The 16,608-nt window shown below is 59.0% G+C and carries 15 protein-coding genes; 7 read left to right on the top strand and 8 right to left on the bottom strand.

Annotation, left to right across the window (positions count from 1 at the left end; translation table 11 throughout):
- Window positions 1-140: 140 nt before the first annotated feature.
- The 4 genes from OEG84_RS00360 (at window position 141) to OEG84_RS00345 (ending at window position 3,752) form a co-directional block, all read left to right on the top strand.
- The gene (locus OEG84_RS00360; protein WP_267651896.1) at window positions 141-623 is read left to right on the top strand and encodes a hypothetical protein; all 483 of its coding nucleotides are present in this window, start codon (window positions 141-143) and stop codon (window positions 621-623) included.
- An 892-nt stretch (window positions 624-1,515) separates the two neighbouring features.
- Window positions 1,516-2,118, top strand: coding sequence for a superoxide dismutase (locus tag OEG84_RS00355; RefSeq protein ID WP_267651895.1), 603 nt, complete (start codon window positions 1,516-1,518; stop codon window positions 2,116-2,118).
- Between the two features lie 214 nt (window positions 2,119-2,332).
- Window positions 2,333-2,779 (top strand): c-type cytochrome, encoded by a 447-nt coding sequence (locus OEG84_RS00350; RefSeq protein WP_267651894.1) that lies wholly within the window; start codon window positions 2,333-2,335, stop codon window positions 2,777-2,779.
- A gap of 43 nt (window positions 2,780-2,822) precedes the next feature.
- Window positions 2,823-3,752: a cytochrome c gene (locus OEG84_RS00345; RefSeq protein ID WP_267651893.1), complete on the top strand. Its 930-nt coding sequence runs from the start codon at window positions 2,823-2,825 to the stop codon at window positions 3,750-3,752.
- Between the two features lie 46 nt (window positions 3,753-3,798).
- Here the strand turns inward: OEG84_RS00345 and OEG84_RS00340 are convergent, their stop codons facing one another.
- Window positions 3,799-4,608, bottom strand: coding sequence for a vWA domain-containing protein (locus OEG84_RS00340; RefSeq protein WP_267651892.1), 810 nt, complete (start codon window positions 4,606-4,608; stop codon window positions 3,799-3,801).
- A gap of 28 nt (window positions 4,609-4,636) precedes the next feature.
- On the opposite strand from OEG84_RS00340, the gene tnpC reads away from it, so the two are divergent.
- A complete protein-coding gene (tnpC, locus tag OEG84_RS00335; protein WP_267651873.1) occupies window positions 4,637-5,914 on the top strand; it encodes an IS66 family transposase in 1,278 nt (425 codons plus the stop codon).
- 20 nt (window positions 5,915-5,934) lie between these two features.
- Here the strand turns inward: tnpC and OEG84_RS00330 are convergent, their stop codons facing one another.
- The 5 genes from OEG84_RS00330 to OEG84_RS00310 all read right to left on the bottom strand — a co-directional run bounded on the left by OEG84_RS00330 (window position 5,935) and on the right by OEG84_RS00310 (window position 12,414).
- Window positions 5,935-6,276 carry a TadE/TadG family type IV pilus assembly protein gene (locus OEG84_RS00330; RefSeq protein ID WP_267651891.1) on the bottom strand — a complete coding sequence of 114 codons (342 nt, stop codon included), beginning with the start codon at window positions 6,274-6,276 and terminating at the stop codon, window positions 5,935-5,937.
- Between the two features lie 295 nt (window positions 6,277-6,571).
- On the bottom strand, window positions 6,572-7,666 hold the full coding sequence (locus OEG84_RS00325; protein ID WP_267651890.1) for a vWA domain-containing protein: 1,095 nt from the start codon (window positions 7,664-7,666) through the stop codon (window positions 6,572-6,574).
- Window positions 7,667-7,959: 293 nt separating this feature from the next.
- Window positions 7,960-9,054 (bottom strand): vWA domain-containing protein, encoded by a 1,095-nt coding sequence (locus tag OEG84_RS00320; protein WP_267651889.1) that lies wholly within the window; start codon window positions 9,052-9,054, stop codon window positions 7,960-7,962.
- A gap of 143 nt (window positions 9,055-9,197) precedes the next feature.
- Window positions 9,198-11,291: a S9 family peptidase gene (locus tag OEG84_RS00315; RefSeq protein ID WP_267651888.1), complete on the bottom strand. Its 2,094-nt coding sequence runs from the start codon at window positions 11,289-11,291 to the stop codon at window positions 9,198-9,200.
- A gap of 118 nt (window positions 11,292-11,409) precedes the next feature.
- Window positions 11,410-12,414 carry an asparaginase gene (locus tag OEG84_RS00310; RefSeq protein ID WP_267651887.1) on the bottom strand — a complete coding sequence of 335 codons (1,005 nt, stop codon included), beginning with the start codon at window positions 12,412-12,414 and terminating at the stop codon, window positions 11,410-11,412.
- A gap of 267 nt (window positions 12,415-12,681) precedes the next feature.
- Between OEG84_RS00310 and OEG84_RS00305 the strand changes: the two genes are divergently transcribed.
- Window positions 12,682-13,431 (top strand): CHAP domain-containing protein, encoded by a 750-nt coding sequence (locus OEG84_RS00305; protein WP_267651886.1) that lies wholly within the window; start codon window positions 12,682-12,684, stop codon window positions 13,429-13,431.
- Window positions 13,432-13,493: 62 nt separating this feature from the next.
- On the opposite strand, the gene OEG84_RS00300 is transcribed toward OEG84_RS00305, so the two are convergent.
- The gene (locus OEG84_RS00300) at window positions 13,494-14,018 is read right to left on the bottom strand and encodes a MarR family winged helix-turn-helix transcriptional regulator (protein WP_267651885.1); all 525 of its coding nucleotides are present in this window, start codon (window positions 14,016-14,018) and stop codon (window positions 13,494-13,496) included.
- A gap of 92 nt (window positions 14,019-14,110) precedes the next feature.
- Here OEG84_RS00300 and OEG84_RS00295 point away from each other — a divergent pair, with 92 nt between their 5' ends.
- Window positions 14,111-15,001, top strand: a complete 891-nt coding sequence (locus OEG84_RS00295) for a DMT family transporter (RefSeq protein ID WP_267651884.1) — start codon at window positions 14,111-14,113, stop codon at window positions 14,999-15,001.
- Window positions 15,002-15,046: 45 nt separating this feature from the next.
- On the opposite strand, the gene OEG84_RS00290 is transcribed toward OEG84_RS00295, so the two are convergent.
- Complete coding sequence (locus tag OEG84_RS00290; RefSeq protein ID WP_267651883.1) at window positions 15,047-16,504, bottom strand: pyridoxal phosphate-dependent decarboxylase family protein; 1,458 nt, start codon at window positions 16,502-16,504, stop codon at window positions 15,047-15,049.
- Window positions 16,505-16,608: the final 104 nt, after the last annotated feature.

Below are 16,608 nucleotides of genomic sequence, written 5' to 3'. Positions count from 1 at the left end.
TTGGGGAAGCCTGTGACCTGAACCAGAATCCGGTTTTCGCTCTGAAATGTACCTGTTCGGCGTTACTGGGCACCTGAAGTTGTGCGGAAATATATATTCTCACGTGCAAATATTTTTATATCAATCATGAGGTATACGACATGTTTTCCACAATTCATAATTCTCCGACGGTTCTAAAACACTTGCCAACCGCTGGGCTTCCCGCATTTATGGCCGCGTTTGCCATCGCGATGGTTGCAGGTTCTGCGTCAGCTTATGCCCATTGCGAGCGGCATGTTTATAATAATTCGCAGTATGTTTGGCGTATGCAGATTCAAAATCAGCCGAGCAATAACTTGGTAGATTATACTCTCCAGCCGGGCGAGAGCAAAGGATATTGGATCATCACCGATGGGACCTCGCGTGTGGTCAAACTGACGTCCCGCCAGGGTGGCGACTATGAAAGGTCCTGGGTTGCCTCCTCAGGGGGCCATAGGTGTTACTTTAACCACGATATGACGGAGTTTAATGCTGAAGGTAGAGGTTTACATAAGCCACAGGCCTCAGAAAATAATTTAAACCCCCTCAGCTGGAACGAGCCAGCGGATGGCGACGTTACTATTTGTGCGTACGGGTTATGTTAAACAGCATCCCCATTTGGATCGCCTTCTGACACAGCAAGATCATCCAAGGTGGAAAGCCAAGTCCTTTTCGACTTTGGTTCGCTCTGACTGTGGCACAATTGGCGCGTGAGGCCGCCAAATCGATCGTCTTGGCGGCCGGAGTCGTGATTTGACCATGCGCCGTCAGTTACGCTGCTCGAGCAGCGTAACGCCAGGGAGAAGTCCGTCGAACTGGTGATCATTCGAAGCCACTCACGCAGATCGCTGGCCCACCAAGGCCTGGCTTGGTTCATCCCACGCTTGCCATAAAGCCGAGATGCTTTTCCTTTCTTCAGGTCTGCAAAGGACTCGGAGCGAGTCATGCGCCACGCAACATCACAGAGTGAATTTCCGTCGCACGGATGTCCGCTTTCGTAAACTGACATAACCTCTGCGCAGTTGCGGCGAATTCACACTTCCCGCCCTGTCGCGACCTTCCTGCGGAGTGCGCGAACGGCGGCTTTCAGTAGTTCGGCCCAAAATCAGGAACGTCCGTTAAGAGGGCACAAAGCGGTCGTTCGTGAAGGACCAATCGAACGGCGGCAAGAGGCGCAAAACCACCCCTGCCAAACCTTATCCGCTCAAGCTGGTTACACAGTCTGTTCTGACGCTTGAGCCGAACGGGGCGTTTTCCCTCTCCCTTGAAAGGAAAGGCAAAGCGTTGGACGGAAGCGCGGCGAACAGCACAACACCCCACCGACCGTGTTCAGGCCTTGCGCCCGACAGCTTCCGCACGCCACCAAAACACCACTTGCCCCGAATCCGGAACCTTTTTGGAGCCACCCCGTTGCCTGCGTGGAAGCGCGCGCCTATGTTCGGGCGACGACGCGGGAACACCCCGCCGCCACTTCAATTTTCTAGAGGAGAGACCCCCATGGCCCTCGAACTGCCAAACCTGCCCTATGACTACGACGCACTGGCGCCTTACATGTCGCGCGAGACGCTCGAGTTTCACCATGACAAGCACCACCAGGCCTATGTCACCAACGGCAACAAGGCGCTGGAAGGCTCGGCCCTTGCCGGCAAGTCGCTGGAAGAAATCTGCAAGGCCGCTTATGACGAGAAGAACGCCGCGCTGATCAACAATGTCGGCCAGCACTACAACCACCTGCATTTCTGGCAGTGGATGAAGAAGGGCGGCGGCGGCAAGTCGCTTCCGGGCGCGCTTGCCAAGGCGGTTGAGTCCGACCTCGGCGGTTACGACAAGTTCCGCGCCGATTTCATCAATGCCGGCGCCACCCAGTTCGGCTCGGGCTGGGCCTGGCTCGCGGTCAAGAATGGCAAGCTGGAAGTGATGAAGACGCCAAACGGCGAAAACCCGCTGATGCATGGCGCCAAGCCAATCCTGGGCTGCGACGTGTGGGAGCACAGCTACTACATCGACTACCGCAACGCCCGGCCGAAATATCTCGAAGCCTTCGTCGACAATCTGATCAATTGGGATCATGTCGCCGAAATGTACGAGGCGGCAGTCTGAACAGTTTGCGTTGATGACGACTGACAACATCAAACCCGGCAAATTTGCCGGGTTTTTTGTGCTGTAGATGCCTGCCGGGGGCCTTTGGCCCCGGCCACGATGTTTGAAGCGAGTGACACAGTGTTCACTAACTTGTGACTTTCATTCGGCCCGAACCATGCAATCATCGCATAAGGGGCCAACCATCCATGGATTACCAAACGGGAGTAACCGCATGAATTTCAAGACCCTTTTTGCCGCTGCGCTGATCGGCTCGGCCGCATTTTCACCAGCCATCGCCGCCGACGAACCGCAGGTCGTCCGCCAGGAACTGATGAAGAAGAACGGCGGCGCCGTGGGCGCCATGGCCAAGATGGTCAAGGGTGAAGCCGATTTCAATGCCGATGCCGTGCTGGCAGCGCTGACCTCGATCAGCGAAGTGGCAGGAAGCTTTGGCGAATATTTCCCCGAAGGCTCGGAAACCGGGTTTGAAACCGAGGCCGCGCCGGCCATCTGGAGCGATCGTGCCGGTTTTGACGCGGCCCTTGCCAAATACAAGACCGACGCCGACGCCGCGCTGGCCGCAGCTCCGGCCGATCTGGATGCGCTGAAGGCCGTTTTCGGTCCGCTGACCAAGAATTGCGGCGCCTGCCACGAGACCTATCGCCTGAAGAAGAGCTGATGCCGGCAAACCGATATCTGGCATTGACGACAGGACGCCGCCCGTGAACCGGGCGGCGCTTGCCATTGGGGTCGGGGTTGCCGCTGTGGCAGCCGCCACAATCGGTCTGGTGCTGACCCAGCCAAAACCGCTCAAGGCCGAACGGCTGGAGGCGATTGCCGCGCTTGAAGGCAATGCGGAAGCCGGGGAAACGCTGTTCTGGGCGGGCGGTTGCGCCTCGTGCCATGCCGCCCCCGGCGCCAAGGACGAGGCCCGGCTGGTGCTGTCGGGCGGGGTTCGGCTGACGAGCGATTTCGGCACCTTTATCGGCCCGAACATCTCGCCGCATCCGCAGGCGGGCATCGGCTCCTGGTCGGTGGCTGATTTTGCCAACGCACTGCTGGCCGGGGTTTCGCCCGAAGGCGGGCACTATTATCCCACCTTCCCCTATGGTTCCTACACACGGATGAGCGACCGCGACGTGGCCGACCTGTTTGCGTTTATGGGCACGTTGCCCGAGAGCGATGTCGCCTCGTTGCCGCACGAAGTCGGATTTCCGTTCAATATCCGCCGGTTATTGGGCGGCTGGAAGCTGTTGTTCGTCACCGATGCGCCACGCGAAAGCGTTGACCAGACCAACGCGCAACTGGTGCGCGGGCAATATCTGGTCGAGGGGCCGGGCCATTGCGGCGAATGCCACACGCCGCGCAACCTGATCGGCGGGTTTGTCGTTGGCGCCTGGCTATCGGGGGCGCCCAACCCCGAGGGCAAGGGCATCATTCCCAACCTGACGCCGGGCGGCAAGTCGATCAAGGACTGGAGCGCGTCCGATATCGCCTATTACCTGGAAAGCGGCTTTACGCCGGATTTCGACAGTGTCGGCGGCTCGATGGTCGAGGTTCAGGCCAACATGGCGAAACTGGAAAGCAGCGACCGGGATGCGATCGCCGCCTATCTCAAGGCCCTGCCGGCGCGGCCCAATGGCTGGGAGTGACGCGGGCGGGTAGTGGTCGGGTGATCTGGCGATCGCCTGGCAGGCCCTATTGGGTCAGGCGCGAGACGACTTCCGCGGTTTGCTGACCGATGTTTTCGAAGGCCGAGATCAGATCGGAACTGTTCTGCGCGTCGAAAAACTTGTCGCTCGATGAGGCGCAATAGGACAACAGGGCCTTGCCACGGGTGGGCGCGGCAAAGGCAACGCTGTAGATCTCGACGCCCTTCTGTTTGGCGGCATCGCACAGTTTCATGGTCGAGGTGTCGGCCGAGGTGTAGTTGTTATCGCCATCGGTCATGAAGACGATGAATTTCGTCGGAGTCTGGCCGCTCATCTGTTCATGCAATTGGTCTTCGCTCAGCGCTGTCACGCTTTGAAATGCCCAGTTGAAGGCGTCGGTTGAATCGGTTCCGCCATCGGCCGTGACACCATTGACGAAGCCCATGAGCTTGTTGGGGTTCCAGTTCAGTTTCTGTTTTCCCTTGAGGGAGGAGGCATAGCTGGCACCGCCGATCCGGGTATACTTCCGCTTCGGGTCTGCGGCCTTGATCTGATCGACGAGGCCGCGAACCGCGCTTTTGAGCACGCTGATCTTCTGCACGCCGCCCAGTGTCCAGCCCATTGATCCGGACTGGTCAAGAACCAGCGCCATCGAGAACGAGCCCTGGGAGCCAGCCTGGCCGCTTTCCGCCTTGCCGACGACATTGACCGCCTGCTCCGTTTTGCCGAGCATCCGCGCCATCGGCGTCAGCGTCTGGGTGCCGACCATGGAGATCGAGACTTTCCAGACGATACCATTGTTCACCGTCACCGGAAGCACGGTTACTGTCGGTGTAATTACCCACCCCCTTGCCATGCACCACAATGTCTGAATCCATGATGATATGGATCGGACTGATTTGCAGCAGCTGAGCAAGGACGAATTGATCGAGATGGTGCTTCGGCTCCAACGGCCTTCCAAGGATTCTCGGACGTCTTCCAAGCCGCCCTCGACGGACAAGAAAGAGAAACGCGTCAACTCACGACCGGGTGGAGCCAAGCCCGGGCATGAACCCCACAATAGGGTGCTGGCGGATTTTGCCGACATGTTTCGCGATCATGAACCGACCGCCTGCAAGAGATGCGGCCATGCGTTTTCCGGTGATGATACGATGGTGCTGGCCGGGGCCTATGACGAGATCGATATTCCTGCGATCCGTCCTCATGTCACCCGGCATCGGCGTTTTTCCTGTCATTGCCCGCAATGCGGCACGACAACAAAAGCCACCGCACCTGCCGTGGCAACCGCAACGCCGTTCGGGCCAGGCATTCACGCGCTGGCGATCTACCTCAAGAGTTTCCATGCATTGTCTTACGAACGCCTGAGCGGTGTGTTCATGGATATCTTCGGCCTTAATGTGAGCGAGGGCGCGATCATGAACATGTTTTCCCGCTCCCGTCCGAGCTTCCAGGCCACAGCACAGGCCGCCAAGGCCAGCCTTCGAGCCGCCCGCGTTGTCGCCAGCGACGAAACCGGTGTGCGTATCGAGGGCACAAATGCCCAACACTGGGTTTTTCATTGCAAGGATGCTGTTGTCCACCAGCCCGATTACTCCCGTGCAGCACGGGTCGTTCACGAGACCATGGGCGGCCATGTCCCCGAGGTATGGATATCTGATCGGTATTCAGCCCAGCAATCTCACGGCCATCGACATCAAACCTGCCTTGCACATTTGGCGCGTGATACAGCCTTTGCGCTGGAACATGGCGAGGATGATCTCCCTCTTCGCTTCCAGCTTTGGTTTGGCCGTGTGTTTGATTTCGCCAGAGCCATAAGCACATTCGCTGCGTCTACCGTCGCAAGCAAGAAGCGCAAATTCGATAAACAGCTTGCCGGGCTTCTATGCGCCCCGACTTCGTGCGACCTGGCCCAAAAGCTCCAGGCCAAGATCGGGCGGGCCCGCGATCAGCTGCTGACGTTTTGCGACTATCCCGGAGAAGTCGATGTCACCAACAACACATCTGAGCGAAAGCTCCGTCCATGGGTCATTCAGCGAAAGGTGACAAACGGATATCGCGCCATGTGGGCCGCCCAAGCCGAGGCGGATGTACGCACGACCATCGACACCGCCCGCCTCAAAGGCGCAAACCCCTTCCAGGTCATCGCATCCGTCCTGGCATAGGCCGGTAGAAGAACCGGAAATCACGAATTCGGGGGTGGGTAATTACCTGTCGGTTTTACCGACATACCGGCAAAGACGGACATGTCCTCCTCGATCTGGCCGTCGAGAAACTTTTCCGCGAAGGCCTTGGCCTGCACAGGGGTCAGGTTCTCTTCCTGCAGCAACCGAGTTGCGGTTGCCAGAGCAGCGCTGTCGACGGCGTTTTGCAGCCGGGTCTTCATCGACAGCACATTGGTGGTATCGACCGCGAGGCTTCCAGCCATGAACATCACCGGCAGGGTGAGCGCAGCTATCATGGCAAAATTGCCATTCTTCTTGCGAAGCAGATCGCAGAATTTCGATTTCATCATCGACCTGGTCATGGCTGTTCCCCAATTCCGGTTTGAAATTTACTGATGAACAATACCCCGAGACCCATGAGCTTCGTTGTAATTGCTTCACTCACCTTTTAACGATTGTCCGATTTCCGGCGGCAATCACCGGGGGCGAATACACAGGCTGGCATGGGCGCAGAGATTGGACCGTGTGTGGGCCGCCTGGAACGGCGCTGCCCCCGGCCATCAGATCACGCTCGATGGAGATCCGGAGGCCGGGCGCATTGCGGAGGATACCAAAATCGCCGGCGAGAGGTTCGCCCGCCATGTCAATCCAGTCAGGCTATTGGGTCAGGCGCGAGACGACTTCCGAGGTCTGCTGACCGATGTTCTTGAAGGCCGCGACCAATTCGACGCTGTTCTTGGCATCAAAGAAATGCGCGCTGGAGGTGGCGCAGTAGGAAAGCAGTTCCTTGCCGCGTGTTGGCGCCGCAAAGGCGACCGTGTAGACAATTACGCCATTCTTTTTGGCTGTGTTGCACAGCAATTTCGTCGATGTATCCGCCGAATTGTAATTATTGTCACCATCGGTCATGAAGACAATATATTTTGTTGGCACCTGCCCGCTTTCCTTCAGGTGTTCCTTGTCTTCATTATTGTCCGTGACCTGTTCATAGGCCCATTCAAAGGCATCCGACGAGTCGGTCCCTCCCTCGGCGCTCAGCTTGGCGACAAATTTTCCGGTAGATTTCGTGCCCCATTTGAGCTTCTGCTTCGAGTCTACCTGAGTGTCGTAGCTGACCCCGCCCAGGCGGACAAATTTCATGTCCGGATCGGCCAGATCGAACTGCGTGAGAAGACCGGTGACGGCGGTCTTGAGCACGGTCATCTTGATCAGCCCGTCCATGGTCCAGCCCATCGAACCGGATTTATCGAGCACCAGAGCCATCGACAGCGATCCCTTGGAGGATTCGGAGCCGCTTTCGGCCATGCCAACCACGTTGACCGACATCTCGTCCTTGCCGAGCATGCGGGCCATCGGCGTCAGCGACTGGGTGCCTACCAATGATATCGACACTTTCCAGACGACACCGTTTTTCAAGGTTACCGGAAGCACGGTGACGATGGGTTTGACCGACATGTTGGAAAAGGCAGACAGATCTTCCTCGATCTGGCCGTCAAGGAACTTTTCGGCAAAGGCCTTGGCCTCAACCGCGGTCAGGTCCTTTTCCTGCAGCAGCCGCGTCGCTGTGGCCAGCGCGGCGCTGTCGACCGCATCCTGCAGACGGGTCTTCATCGACATGACGTTGGTGGTGTCGACCGCGAGGCTTCCAGCCATGAACAGAACCGGAAGCGTGATCGCCGCCATCATGGCAAAATTGCCGTTCCTGTTGCGAAGAAATTTCCTGAAACTCGACTTCACAATTGACCTGGCCATGGTGGACCTCAATCCGGTTACAGTTGACTGCTTTCCAGATACACTCAGGTCCATGAGCAACGGCTTAATCGCTTTGCTCGCATTTTATCGTTTATCCGATTTCGGGACGCAATCTGCGAGCGTTAAAGCAGAGGCGGCATGGGCGCAGAAAGTGGATCGTGAGGGCGATCTAAAACGGACGATGCCCTCGGCCTTCAGATCACGCTCGATAGTGATCCGGAGGTCGAGGGCATAGCGGAGCATACGAAAATCGCGGGGCGAGCGACCGGCTCTGCCACGTCAACCCAGTCGGGTTACTGGGTCAGACGCGAAACCACTTCCGAAGTCTGCAGACCGATATTCTCAAAGGCCGATATCAATTCGGCACTATTCTTGGCGTCGAAGAAATGCGAGCTCGAGGAAGCGCAATACTCCAGCAACTCCTTGCCTCGTTTGGGCGCTGCAAACGCAACACTGTATATAACCACACCATCATTCTTGGCATCGTTGCACAATTTCATTGTAGATGTATCAGCGGATTTGTAGTTGTTATCGCCATCTGTCATAAATACGATAAATTTCTTCGGTACTTGACCACTTTTCCTCTCGTGCCGCCTGATTTCCTTGTTTGCCGTAACGCTGTCATAGGCCCAACTGAACGCATCAGTCGAATCGGTACCGCCATCGGCCCACAGCCCATTGGCAAAATCGCTCAGCTTGGTGGGATTCCAGCTCAATTTTTGGGTGCTCTTCAAGTAGGAACTGTAGCTTGCAGCCCCTACCCGCACATATTTTCTATCCGGGTCGGCTGTGGCAAACTGTGTCGTCAGACTGTTGACAGCAGTCTTGAGCACGATGATCTTCATCAGACCGCCCAAATTCCAACCCATCGATCCGGACTGGTCAAGAACCAGGGCCATAGAGAACGATCCCTGAGAGCCGGCCGAGCCGCTTTCGGCTTTGCCGACGACGTTGACCGACAGGTTCTCCTTGCCCATCATGCGCGCCATCGGCGTCAGTGATTGGGTTCCTACCAATGAAATCGAGACCTTCCAGACAACGCCGTTGTCGATCGTTACAGGAAGCACGGTCACCGTGGGCTTGACCGACATGTTGGAAAAGGCGGACAGATCCTCCTCGATCTGACCATCAAGGAACTTTTCGGCAAATTCCTTGGCCTGAACAGCGGTCAGATTATCTTCCTGCAGCAGCCGCGTCGCTGTGGCCAGCGCCGCACTGTCGACCGCGTTCTGCAGACGGGTCTTCATCGACAGCACGTTGGTGGTGTCGACCGCGAGGCTTCCAGCCATGAACATGACTGGAAGGGTGAGCGCCGCCATCATGGCAAAGTTGCCATTCTTTTTGCGGAGCAAATCCCTGAATTTCGACTTCAATATCGACTTGGCCATGGTTGGCCCCCAATTCGGATAAAAGATCATTGGAGATCAAATACACCGAGGTCCATAAGCATCCGCTTAATCGTTTCGCTCAAATTTTAACGATCGTCGATTTTGTCCAGTTCCGGGGCAGTTTCACCGAGGGTGATCGCGGTTCACGCCTTGCCCACCACCTTGAGCGCGAATGCATATTCAAAGGCGATTTCCTCGAGCCGCTGAAACCGGCCCGAGGCGCCGGCGTGGCCGGCGGCCAGGTTGACCTTGAACAGCACCGGCGCCTTGCTGGTCGACATCTCACGCAATCGGGCAACCCATTTGGCGGGTTCCCAGTAGGTCACGCGCGGATCGGTAAGGCCTGCCACGGCAAGGATCGGCGGATAGGCTTGCGCCGTGACATTGTCATAGGGCGAATAGCTGGCGATCACCTTGTAATCCTCATGCGAGAGGATCGGATTGCCCCATTCGGGCCATTCGGGCGGGGTCAGCGGTAGAGTGTCGTCGAGCATGGTGTTGAGCACATCGACAAACGGTACCGCGGCGATGATCGCACCAAACGCTTCGGGCGCCATGTTGGCAACCGCCCCCATCAGCATGCCGCCGGCGGAACCGCCCTGGGCAACGATACGGTCGTGTGATGTGAAGCCTTCGCCGACCAGGCAGCGGGCGGCGGCGATGAAATCGTGGAAGGTATTGGCCTTCTTTTCGCGCTTGCCCTCTTCATACCAGCCAAAGCCCTTTTCCTTGCCGCCCCTGATATGGGCAATGGCATAGACAAAGCCGCGATCGACCAGCGACAGACAATTGGTGTTGAAGCTCGCGGGAATGGCAATGCCGTAGGACCCATAGCCATAGAGCAGGCAAGGTGCGGTGCCATCAAGCGGCGTGTCGCGGCGGTAGAGCAGCGTCACCGGCACCTCGGCCCCGCCCAACGAGGGCGCCATGATGCGGCGGGTGATGTAATCGTCCGGATTGTGGCCCGAGGGAACTTCATCGCGCTTGAGCAATGTGCGCTCGCGCGTGGTCATGTTGTAATCGTAAAGTTCGGACGGCGTGGTCATCGAGGAATAGCTGAAGCGCACCACCTCGGTGTCGTATTCCATGGCGCCGTGAAAGCCGAGCGAATAGGCCTCCTCGTCAAACGCAATGGCGTGCTCCTGACCGGTTGTGCGATCCTGAATGACAATGCGCGGCAGCCCGTTTTCGCGCTCCATCCAGACCAGATGATTGCGGTAGGCGCTGACCGAGAGGATCAGCCGGCCCGGCTTGTGCGGCACCACTTCGCGCCAGTTGGCCTGCTCCGGCGCCTCCACCGGCGCGGCCATGATCTTGAAATCCTTGGCGCCGTCGGCATTGGTGAGGATGAAGAACACGTCGCCGCCTTCGCTGAGCGAATATTCAACGCCGGTTTGCCGTTCGGCCACCAGTTTCGGTTTTGCGGTCGGGTCGCCAGCCGGCATCACCCAGCATTCCGAGGTCTCGTGATCATTGATGTCGATGAAGACGAAATCATCGAGCCGCGAGCCGGAAACGCCCATGAAGAACCCGGAATCGGTTTCCTCGTGGATCAGTACGTCTTCCGACTGGGCAGTTCCCAGGCGGTGGTGAAAGATCTTGTTGGGGCGGTGGTTGTCATCAACGGCGGTGTAGAAGAAACCATTGCTCGATGCATTCCAGGCGCCGCCACCGCCGGTGTTTTCGACCAGATCGGGATGGTCCTCGCCGGTTTTCAGATCACGCACCTTGAGGGTGTAGAATTCCGAGCCCTTGTCGTCATAGCCCCAGATCATTGCAGCGTGATCGGGCGCGTGGCCGGTGCCGGCCAGCCGGAAATAGGCCTTGTCCTTGGCCTCCAGATCGCCATCGAGCATGATCTGTTCGTCGCCGCCATCGCGGGGGATGCGAAAATATTTGGGTTGCTCACCGCCGGTGATGAAGCGGACGCCGTAAAGCCATGGCCCATCGGGTGCGGGCACCGAACTGTCATCTTCCTTGATGCGGCCGCGCATTTCGGCAAACAGGGTCTTCTGCAAGGCCTCGGTGTCGGCCATGGCTGCCTGGTTATAGGCATTTTCGGCTTCCAGATGAGTCCGTATCGCCGGATCGAGCAAAGACGGGTCCTTGAACATGACCTGCCAGTTGTCATCGCGCATCCAGGCATAGTCGTCGCTACGGGTGACGCCATGACGGGTATCGGTGACCGGGCGCTTTTCAGCAACCGGGGCTGCAGGCAGATTCTTGAATACGGACAAGGAGAACTCCAGGGTCGGAATGCACGGGGCTCGCAACGAGCCAGTCACCCGACATAGAGGCCGCGCACCAATGGTTCAAGGCCAAGCGGCACGCCGCCCCTTGCCTGGAGCAACCGGATCAGGCCAGGTCGCCTGCCGGGCGGATGTGGCCTACTTCGATGCCGTTCCAGTTTTTCATCGTCTTGCGCGACCAATCGGCAAGCCTGGATGACAACTCTTCATCATCGGCAAACAGTTTGGCCAGCACCGCGCCGATCATGGCTTCGGCACCGCGGGTGGCGCCATCCTCGCATTTGAGCGCGATTCCATAGCCCTTCTCCGGAAGCGTCGCGCAGAACACGCCTTCGGCACCGGTCTTGGCAAAGATCCGACCCGGCGCCATTTGCATCAGCTCGGTGCAGGCGCGCCCGGTGCCCGCGACATAAAACGGTTCGGCCATGCAGGACGCCATCAGACGTTTGGCGGCCTTGGCACGTTCGGGGCCGAGACCCGTGCCCGAGACCATGCGGGCAAAGCCATGGGCAATGCTGGCAAGCGGGGACGCATAGGTGGGGATCGAGCAGCCATCCGTGCCGCAATTGTCATGGCCCAACGGTGTGCCGGTGAGATCGGCCATGACATCGCGGATCGACGACTGGACGAAATGATCATAGCCGACATAGCCGTGGTGATCGACGCCGGCGTGGCAGGACAGGCACAGGAAACCGGCGTGCTTGCCCGAGCAATTGTTGCCGAGCTGATTTGGCTTGGGACCGGCGCGAACCTGGTCGATCAATACCTTGGGCTCGAAGCTCCAGTGTGACCCGCATTCAAAATCGGCCTCCGACAGGCCTGCGCGCGCCACCATCTGGCCGGCAAGCGCGATGTGTTCCGGTTCGCCGGAATGCGATGAACAGGCAAGTGCGAGTTCCTTGTCGCCAAAGCCATAGGCGTCCGCCGCGCCGGATTCGACCAGCAGCAACGCCTGCATCGACTTGACCGCCGAGCGGGGAAATACCGGGCTTTCGACATCGCCAAGCGCCATCACCGTGGCGCCATCACTGTCGACGACCGACACCATGCCGCGGTGACGGCTTTCCACCATCTGGCCACGGGTAACTTCAACAAGAACGGGATTTTGCATGGCGAGACTTCCTGGCGCGGCTGTGATGGGGCGACCGTAAGCGCGATCGCTTGATTGAGAGAGTGATCGCAGAAACTCGGAATCTGCGCAACCGGTGCGGGCCGGTTTCATCCACACCCGTCAGACGCCGCTTATCCTTGACAAGGGAGACCCGACAAGCGGGCCGATCGTGATGCCGCGGGCGGACTTCCCGGCAGTTCTCAGCAGGTGCCCGGGCTTCGCCTTTGGCGCGCCGCGGCCTGTTGAATTGGATGAAAGGAGAAGCAGATGTTTCTGAAAAGGAAATTCTCAGGCGAGCCAGTGCGCAAGCTCTGCCGTGATCTTGAGACACTGGGCTACTATCTCGCCGGAGAAACGGCGGATTTCGACAACGAGGTCTACAAGGCCGTCAAAGCGTTCCAGATGCAGAATGTCGATTCCTCCGGCAGGCCTTTGGTTGTCGACGGTATAGCCGGCCCGCTCACGCTCGCGGCAATCGCCCGGCGCATGGCGGGCGACCCACCCAAATACGCAGGCAATGCCGACAATCATGCTTTGTCGCCATCGGGTGGCCGATCGGCAACCGCGCGCGGCGCATTGGCAGCGGCACTTGGCGAGATCGCAGCCGGTGCCTGCGAAGTCGGCGGCAACAATCGCGGGCCGTTCGTCAAGAAATACCTCAATGGGCTTGCGCCGGAAGGATCATCCTGGTGCGCAGGCTTTGTCAGCTGGTGCTTCAGCCAATCGGGGCAACCGATGCCGTTCAAATACACGGTTGGCGCCCGCGACGTGCTTGCTCAACTGAAGAAAAAAGGCTGGGTGGTGAAACCGACGCTGGCAGACCCGCCGCTGCCCGGCGATGTGATCGTCTGGTGGCGCGGTTCGCCATCCGGTTGGCAAGGCCATGTTGGGCTGGTGCTCGATTACAAGGATGGCGTGTTGCGGACGGTCGAGGGCAACAAGTCATCGCGTGTCGACGTGTTTTCCTACACGTTCGACAAGATCACCCGTCTTCTCGGCTTTGCCCGCATTCCCTGAGAACCCATCCCTCTCGGGAACAACCCGCGGTCTCGATGACTATCGGGGTACAGGCAGAGTGGCTACTGGCCGGCCCGCTGCAGCAGTGCGACGAGCTGATTGCGCTCATCCTGGGAGAGGCCCTCGAGCAGGCTTTCCTCGAGGGCCACATGGGTTTCGACCACCTGATCGGCCATCGCCCGGCCGGCCTCGGTGAGCGCCACCCGCAGCGCGCGGCGGTCATCGGGGTCGGCATGGCGTTCGACCAGACCATGGGCCGAGAGCCGGTCGATGCGATTGGTCATCGCCGGCGGCGAGAGCATCATGTCGCGGGCGAGTTCGCCGGGCGTCATCGCTTTGCCATCGGCCTGTCGGCGCAATGTCAGCAAGACGTCAAAGCCCGCCATGTCGAGATCATACTGCTTGAGATTGGCCTCGACGGCGCGTGTCGCCAGATGGCCTGTGCGCCAGATCTGGCCGATCACCACCATCGGCCGGCAATCGAGATCAGGCCGAGCTGCGCGCCATTGGGTGAGGATGCCATCCAGCGTGGAGCCGGCCGGGGTAGATCCGGTTCGTACCGGTTTATCTGCATGTCGTTTCGTCATTTTCGCCAAACTTGATATTGGTCTTGCATTTGGTTTTCACTCGATTATATTTCGACATCGAAATATTCTTCGTCAAATGATAGCGAATTGCGATGTTACGCACAATCCTGATTACCATTTTGGGGCCGATGCTGTGGGGCACCACCTATGTCGTGTTCACCGAAACCCTGCCGCTGGACCATCCGCTGCTGATCGGCGCGCTTCGGGCGCTGCCCGCCGGCCTTATTCTGCTGGCGCTCAATCCGCGCATTCCCCCCATCGCTGCGCTGAAACGCCATGCCGCCATTGGCGCGAGCAATATCGCCGTTTTTTTCGCGTTGCTGTTTATCGCCGCAGCCAGAATGCCGGGCGGATTGGCGGCAACGCTGGGGGCGATCCAGCCGCTGGTGGTGATCCTGATCGCGGCATGGCTTGCGCGGCGCGCGCCGCACCCGGTGCAGATTCTTGCCGGTGTCGCCGGGGTGGTCGGGGTCGGGCTGCTGGTGCTGTCGCCGGAAACGCGACCCGACCCGATCGGCGCGGCCGCAGCCATCGGCGGGGCGCTGTCGATGGCGGTCGGCACAGTGCTGATCGACCGCTGGGGACGGATGGGCACGCCGCTGGAGACGACCACCTGGCAACTGATCTTTGGCGGGGCGATGCTGCTTCCGGTGGCGCTGTTTTTTGAAGGCTTGCCACCAGTGCCGGGGCTTAAGGAAGTCATGGGCTATGGCTGGCTGATGCTGCTGGGTACCGCGTTTGCCTATTTCGTCTGGACCCGCGGCATTGGCCGGCTTGGCCCGAGCGCGGTCTATCTGGCGCTGGCAAGTCCGGTGGTGGCGACCGCCGTCGGGGCAATCGCGCTGAATGAATGGTTCGCGCCCGTGCAATGGGCGGGCATCGTGCTGGTGATTGGCGCGACGGCGGTCGGCGTGTCGTTCGGGCGGCGCAATTTGGTTCCTTTGCAGCCATCAAGGCCATTGCCTGACAGCACGCAACCCTGATCACCACAGCGGCGCCCCCTTACCGCTCAGCAATCCCGGCGCGCATCAGTTATTGCCGGCTTCTCCCAGAACAGCCTTGGCAAGGTTCTGCACCTCGCGAACCAGCAATTCGAGATCGTCGTTGCGTGTCCGGTGATTGTTGATCGCGGCACGCAGGCAATGTTGGCCATTCACCGTCGTATCCGACAGCACGGCAATTCCGTTTTCCTGCAGGCGCAGCATGATTTCTATGTTGAGCGATTTGAGCGCCGCTTCATCCAGGCCCCCCGGATCGCAACGAAAGCAGACGATGTTGATGTTGGTCGGGAACATCAAATGCAGATTGTCTGCCTGCTCCACCAAGCCTGACAGGTAAGCGCCCTTGGCAATGTCCTGATCGATCATCCGCCCGAATTTCCTGACCCCATGCTCGCGCAACGACATCCACACCTTGAGCGCGCGAAACCCACGCGATGTCTGGATCCCGAAATCATGAAGCCATTGCGCAGCAGCCACTCCACGTTTTGTAACTTCCAGATACTCCGATGTTGCCGAGAACGTTGCCAAATGCGCGCTTCTGGAGCGGATCAGCGCACAGCCGACCTCAAAGGGCGCATGCAGCCATTTGTGCGGATCAAGCGCCACTGAATCCGCACGGTCGATCCCTTCCACCCGCCAGCGATTTTCCGGGGCAATGGCGACCAACGCGCCAATGCAGCCGTCGACATGAAACCAGATGTCCTGATCGTGGCAAAAATCGGCAATCGCCGCAAGATTGTCGAAAGCGCCGGTGTTGACGGTTCCGGCAGTGGCTATGACGCAGGCTGGTACAAAGCCTTTTGCACGATCGTCTGCGACGGCGGCTTTCAGCGCATCCAGATCCATGGCCAGATCGCTGCCGGTGCGGATCCGGCGCAGCGCCCGGTTTCCCAATCCGAGCGTCTCGATCGCCTGACGGTGACAGCCGTGCATCTGGTCGGAGCCATAAAACCGCAGGGGCTTGGGCAAGGCCATCAGGCCTTCCTCACGAACATCAATGCCGGCCTTTGTGTTCCTGGCAATCGTCAACCCGATCAGATTGGCGACCGAGCCGCCGCTGACCAGAGTACCGCTCGAGCCCTCAGGCATGCCAACCATTTCACGAAGCCATTGAACAACCTGATGGTCCATCAGTGCCGCCGCATGGTTGCCGCCGCCAAGATTGGAGCCCTGGATGGCAGCCATGAAATCGGCCATGGCCCCGGTGAAATTGCTGGTTCCCATATACCAGGCCCAAAAGCGTGGATGGATGTTGCCCATCGGATAGGCCATCACCGTCTCGTCGACATCGCGCAGGATGTCCTCCAAGGGCGTGGCGGTCTGCGGTGCTGCGGTAAGAAACCGATCACGGATGTCCCCGGGCATGTCGCGCCAGACCGGCCGGTCTCTTACCTTGGAGGTATAATCGACGGCGCGATCAACCAGGGCATGGGCCAATTGCTGGATGTTGGCCCAGTCTTCGGGATCGAGTGTCTCGTAATCCATGTGCCCTCCTTGCAAGGGCACCGCGCATCAGGTCGTGCGCATCAAGATCACCCTTTTGGACAGTCGCGTCACGCCTCTTGCACAATCCCGCCCGGCTTTTCGGA

The sequence above is a fragment of the Hoeflea algicola genome (assembly GCF_026619415.1).
In the GTDB taxonomy this organism is placed as follows: domain Bacteria; phylum Pseudomonadota; class Alphaproteobacteria; order Rhizobiales; family Rhizobiaceae; genus Hoeflea; species Hoeflea algicola.
This window is presented reverse-complemented; position numbering and strand designations above follow the sequence as displayed.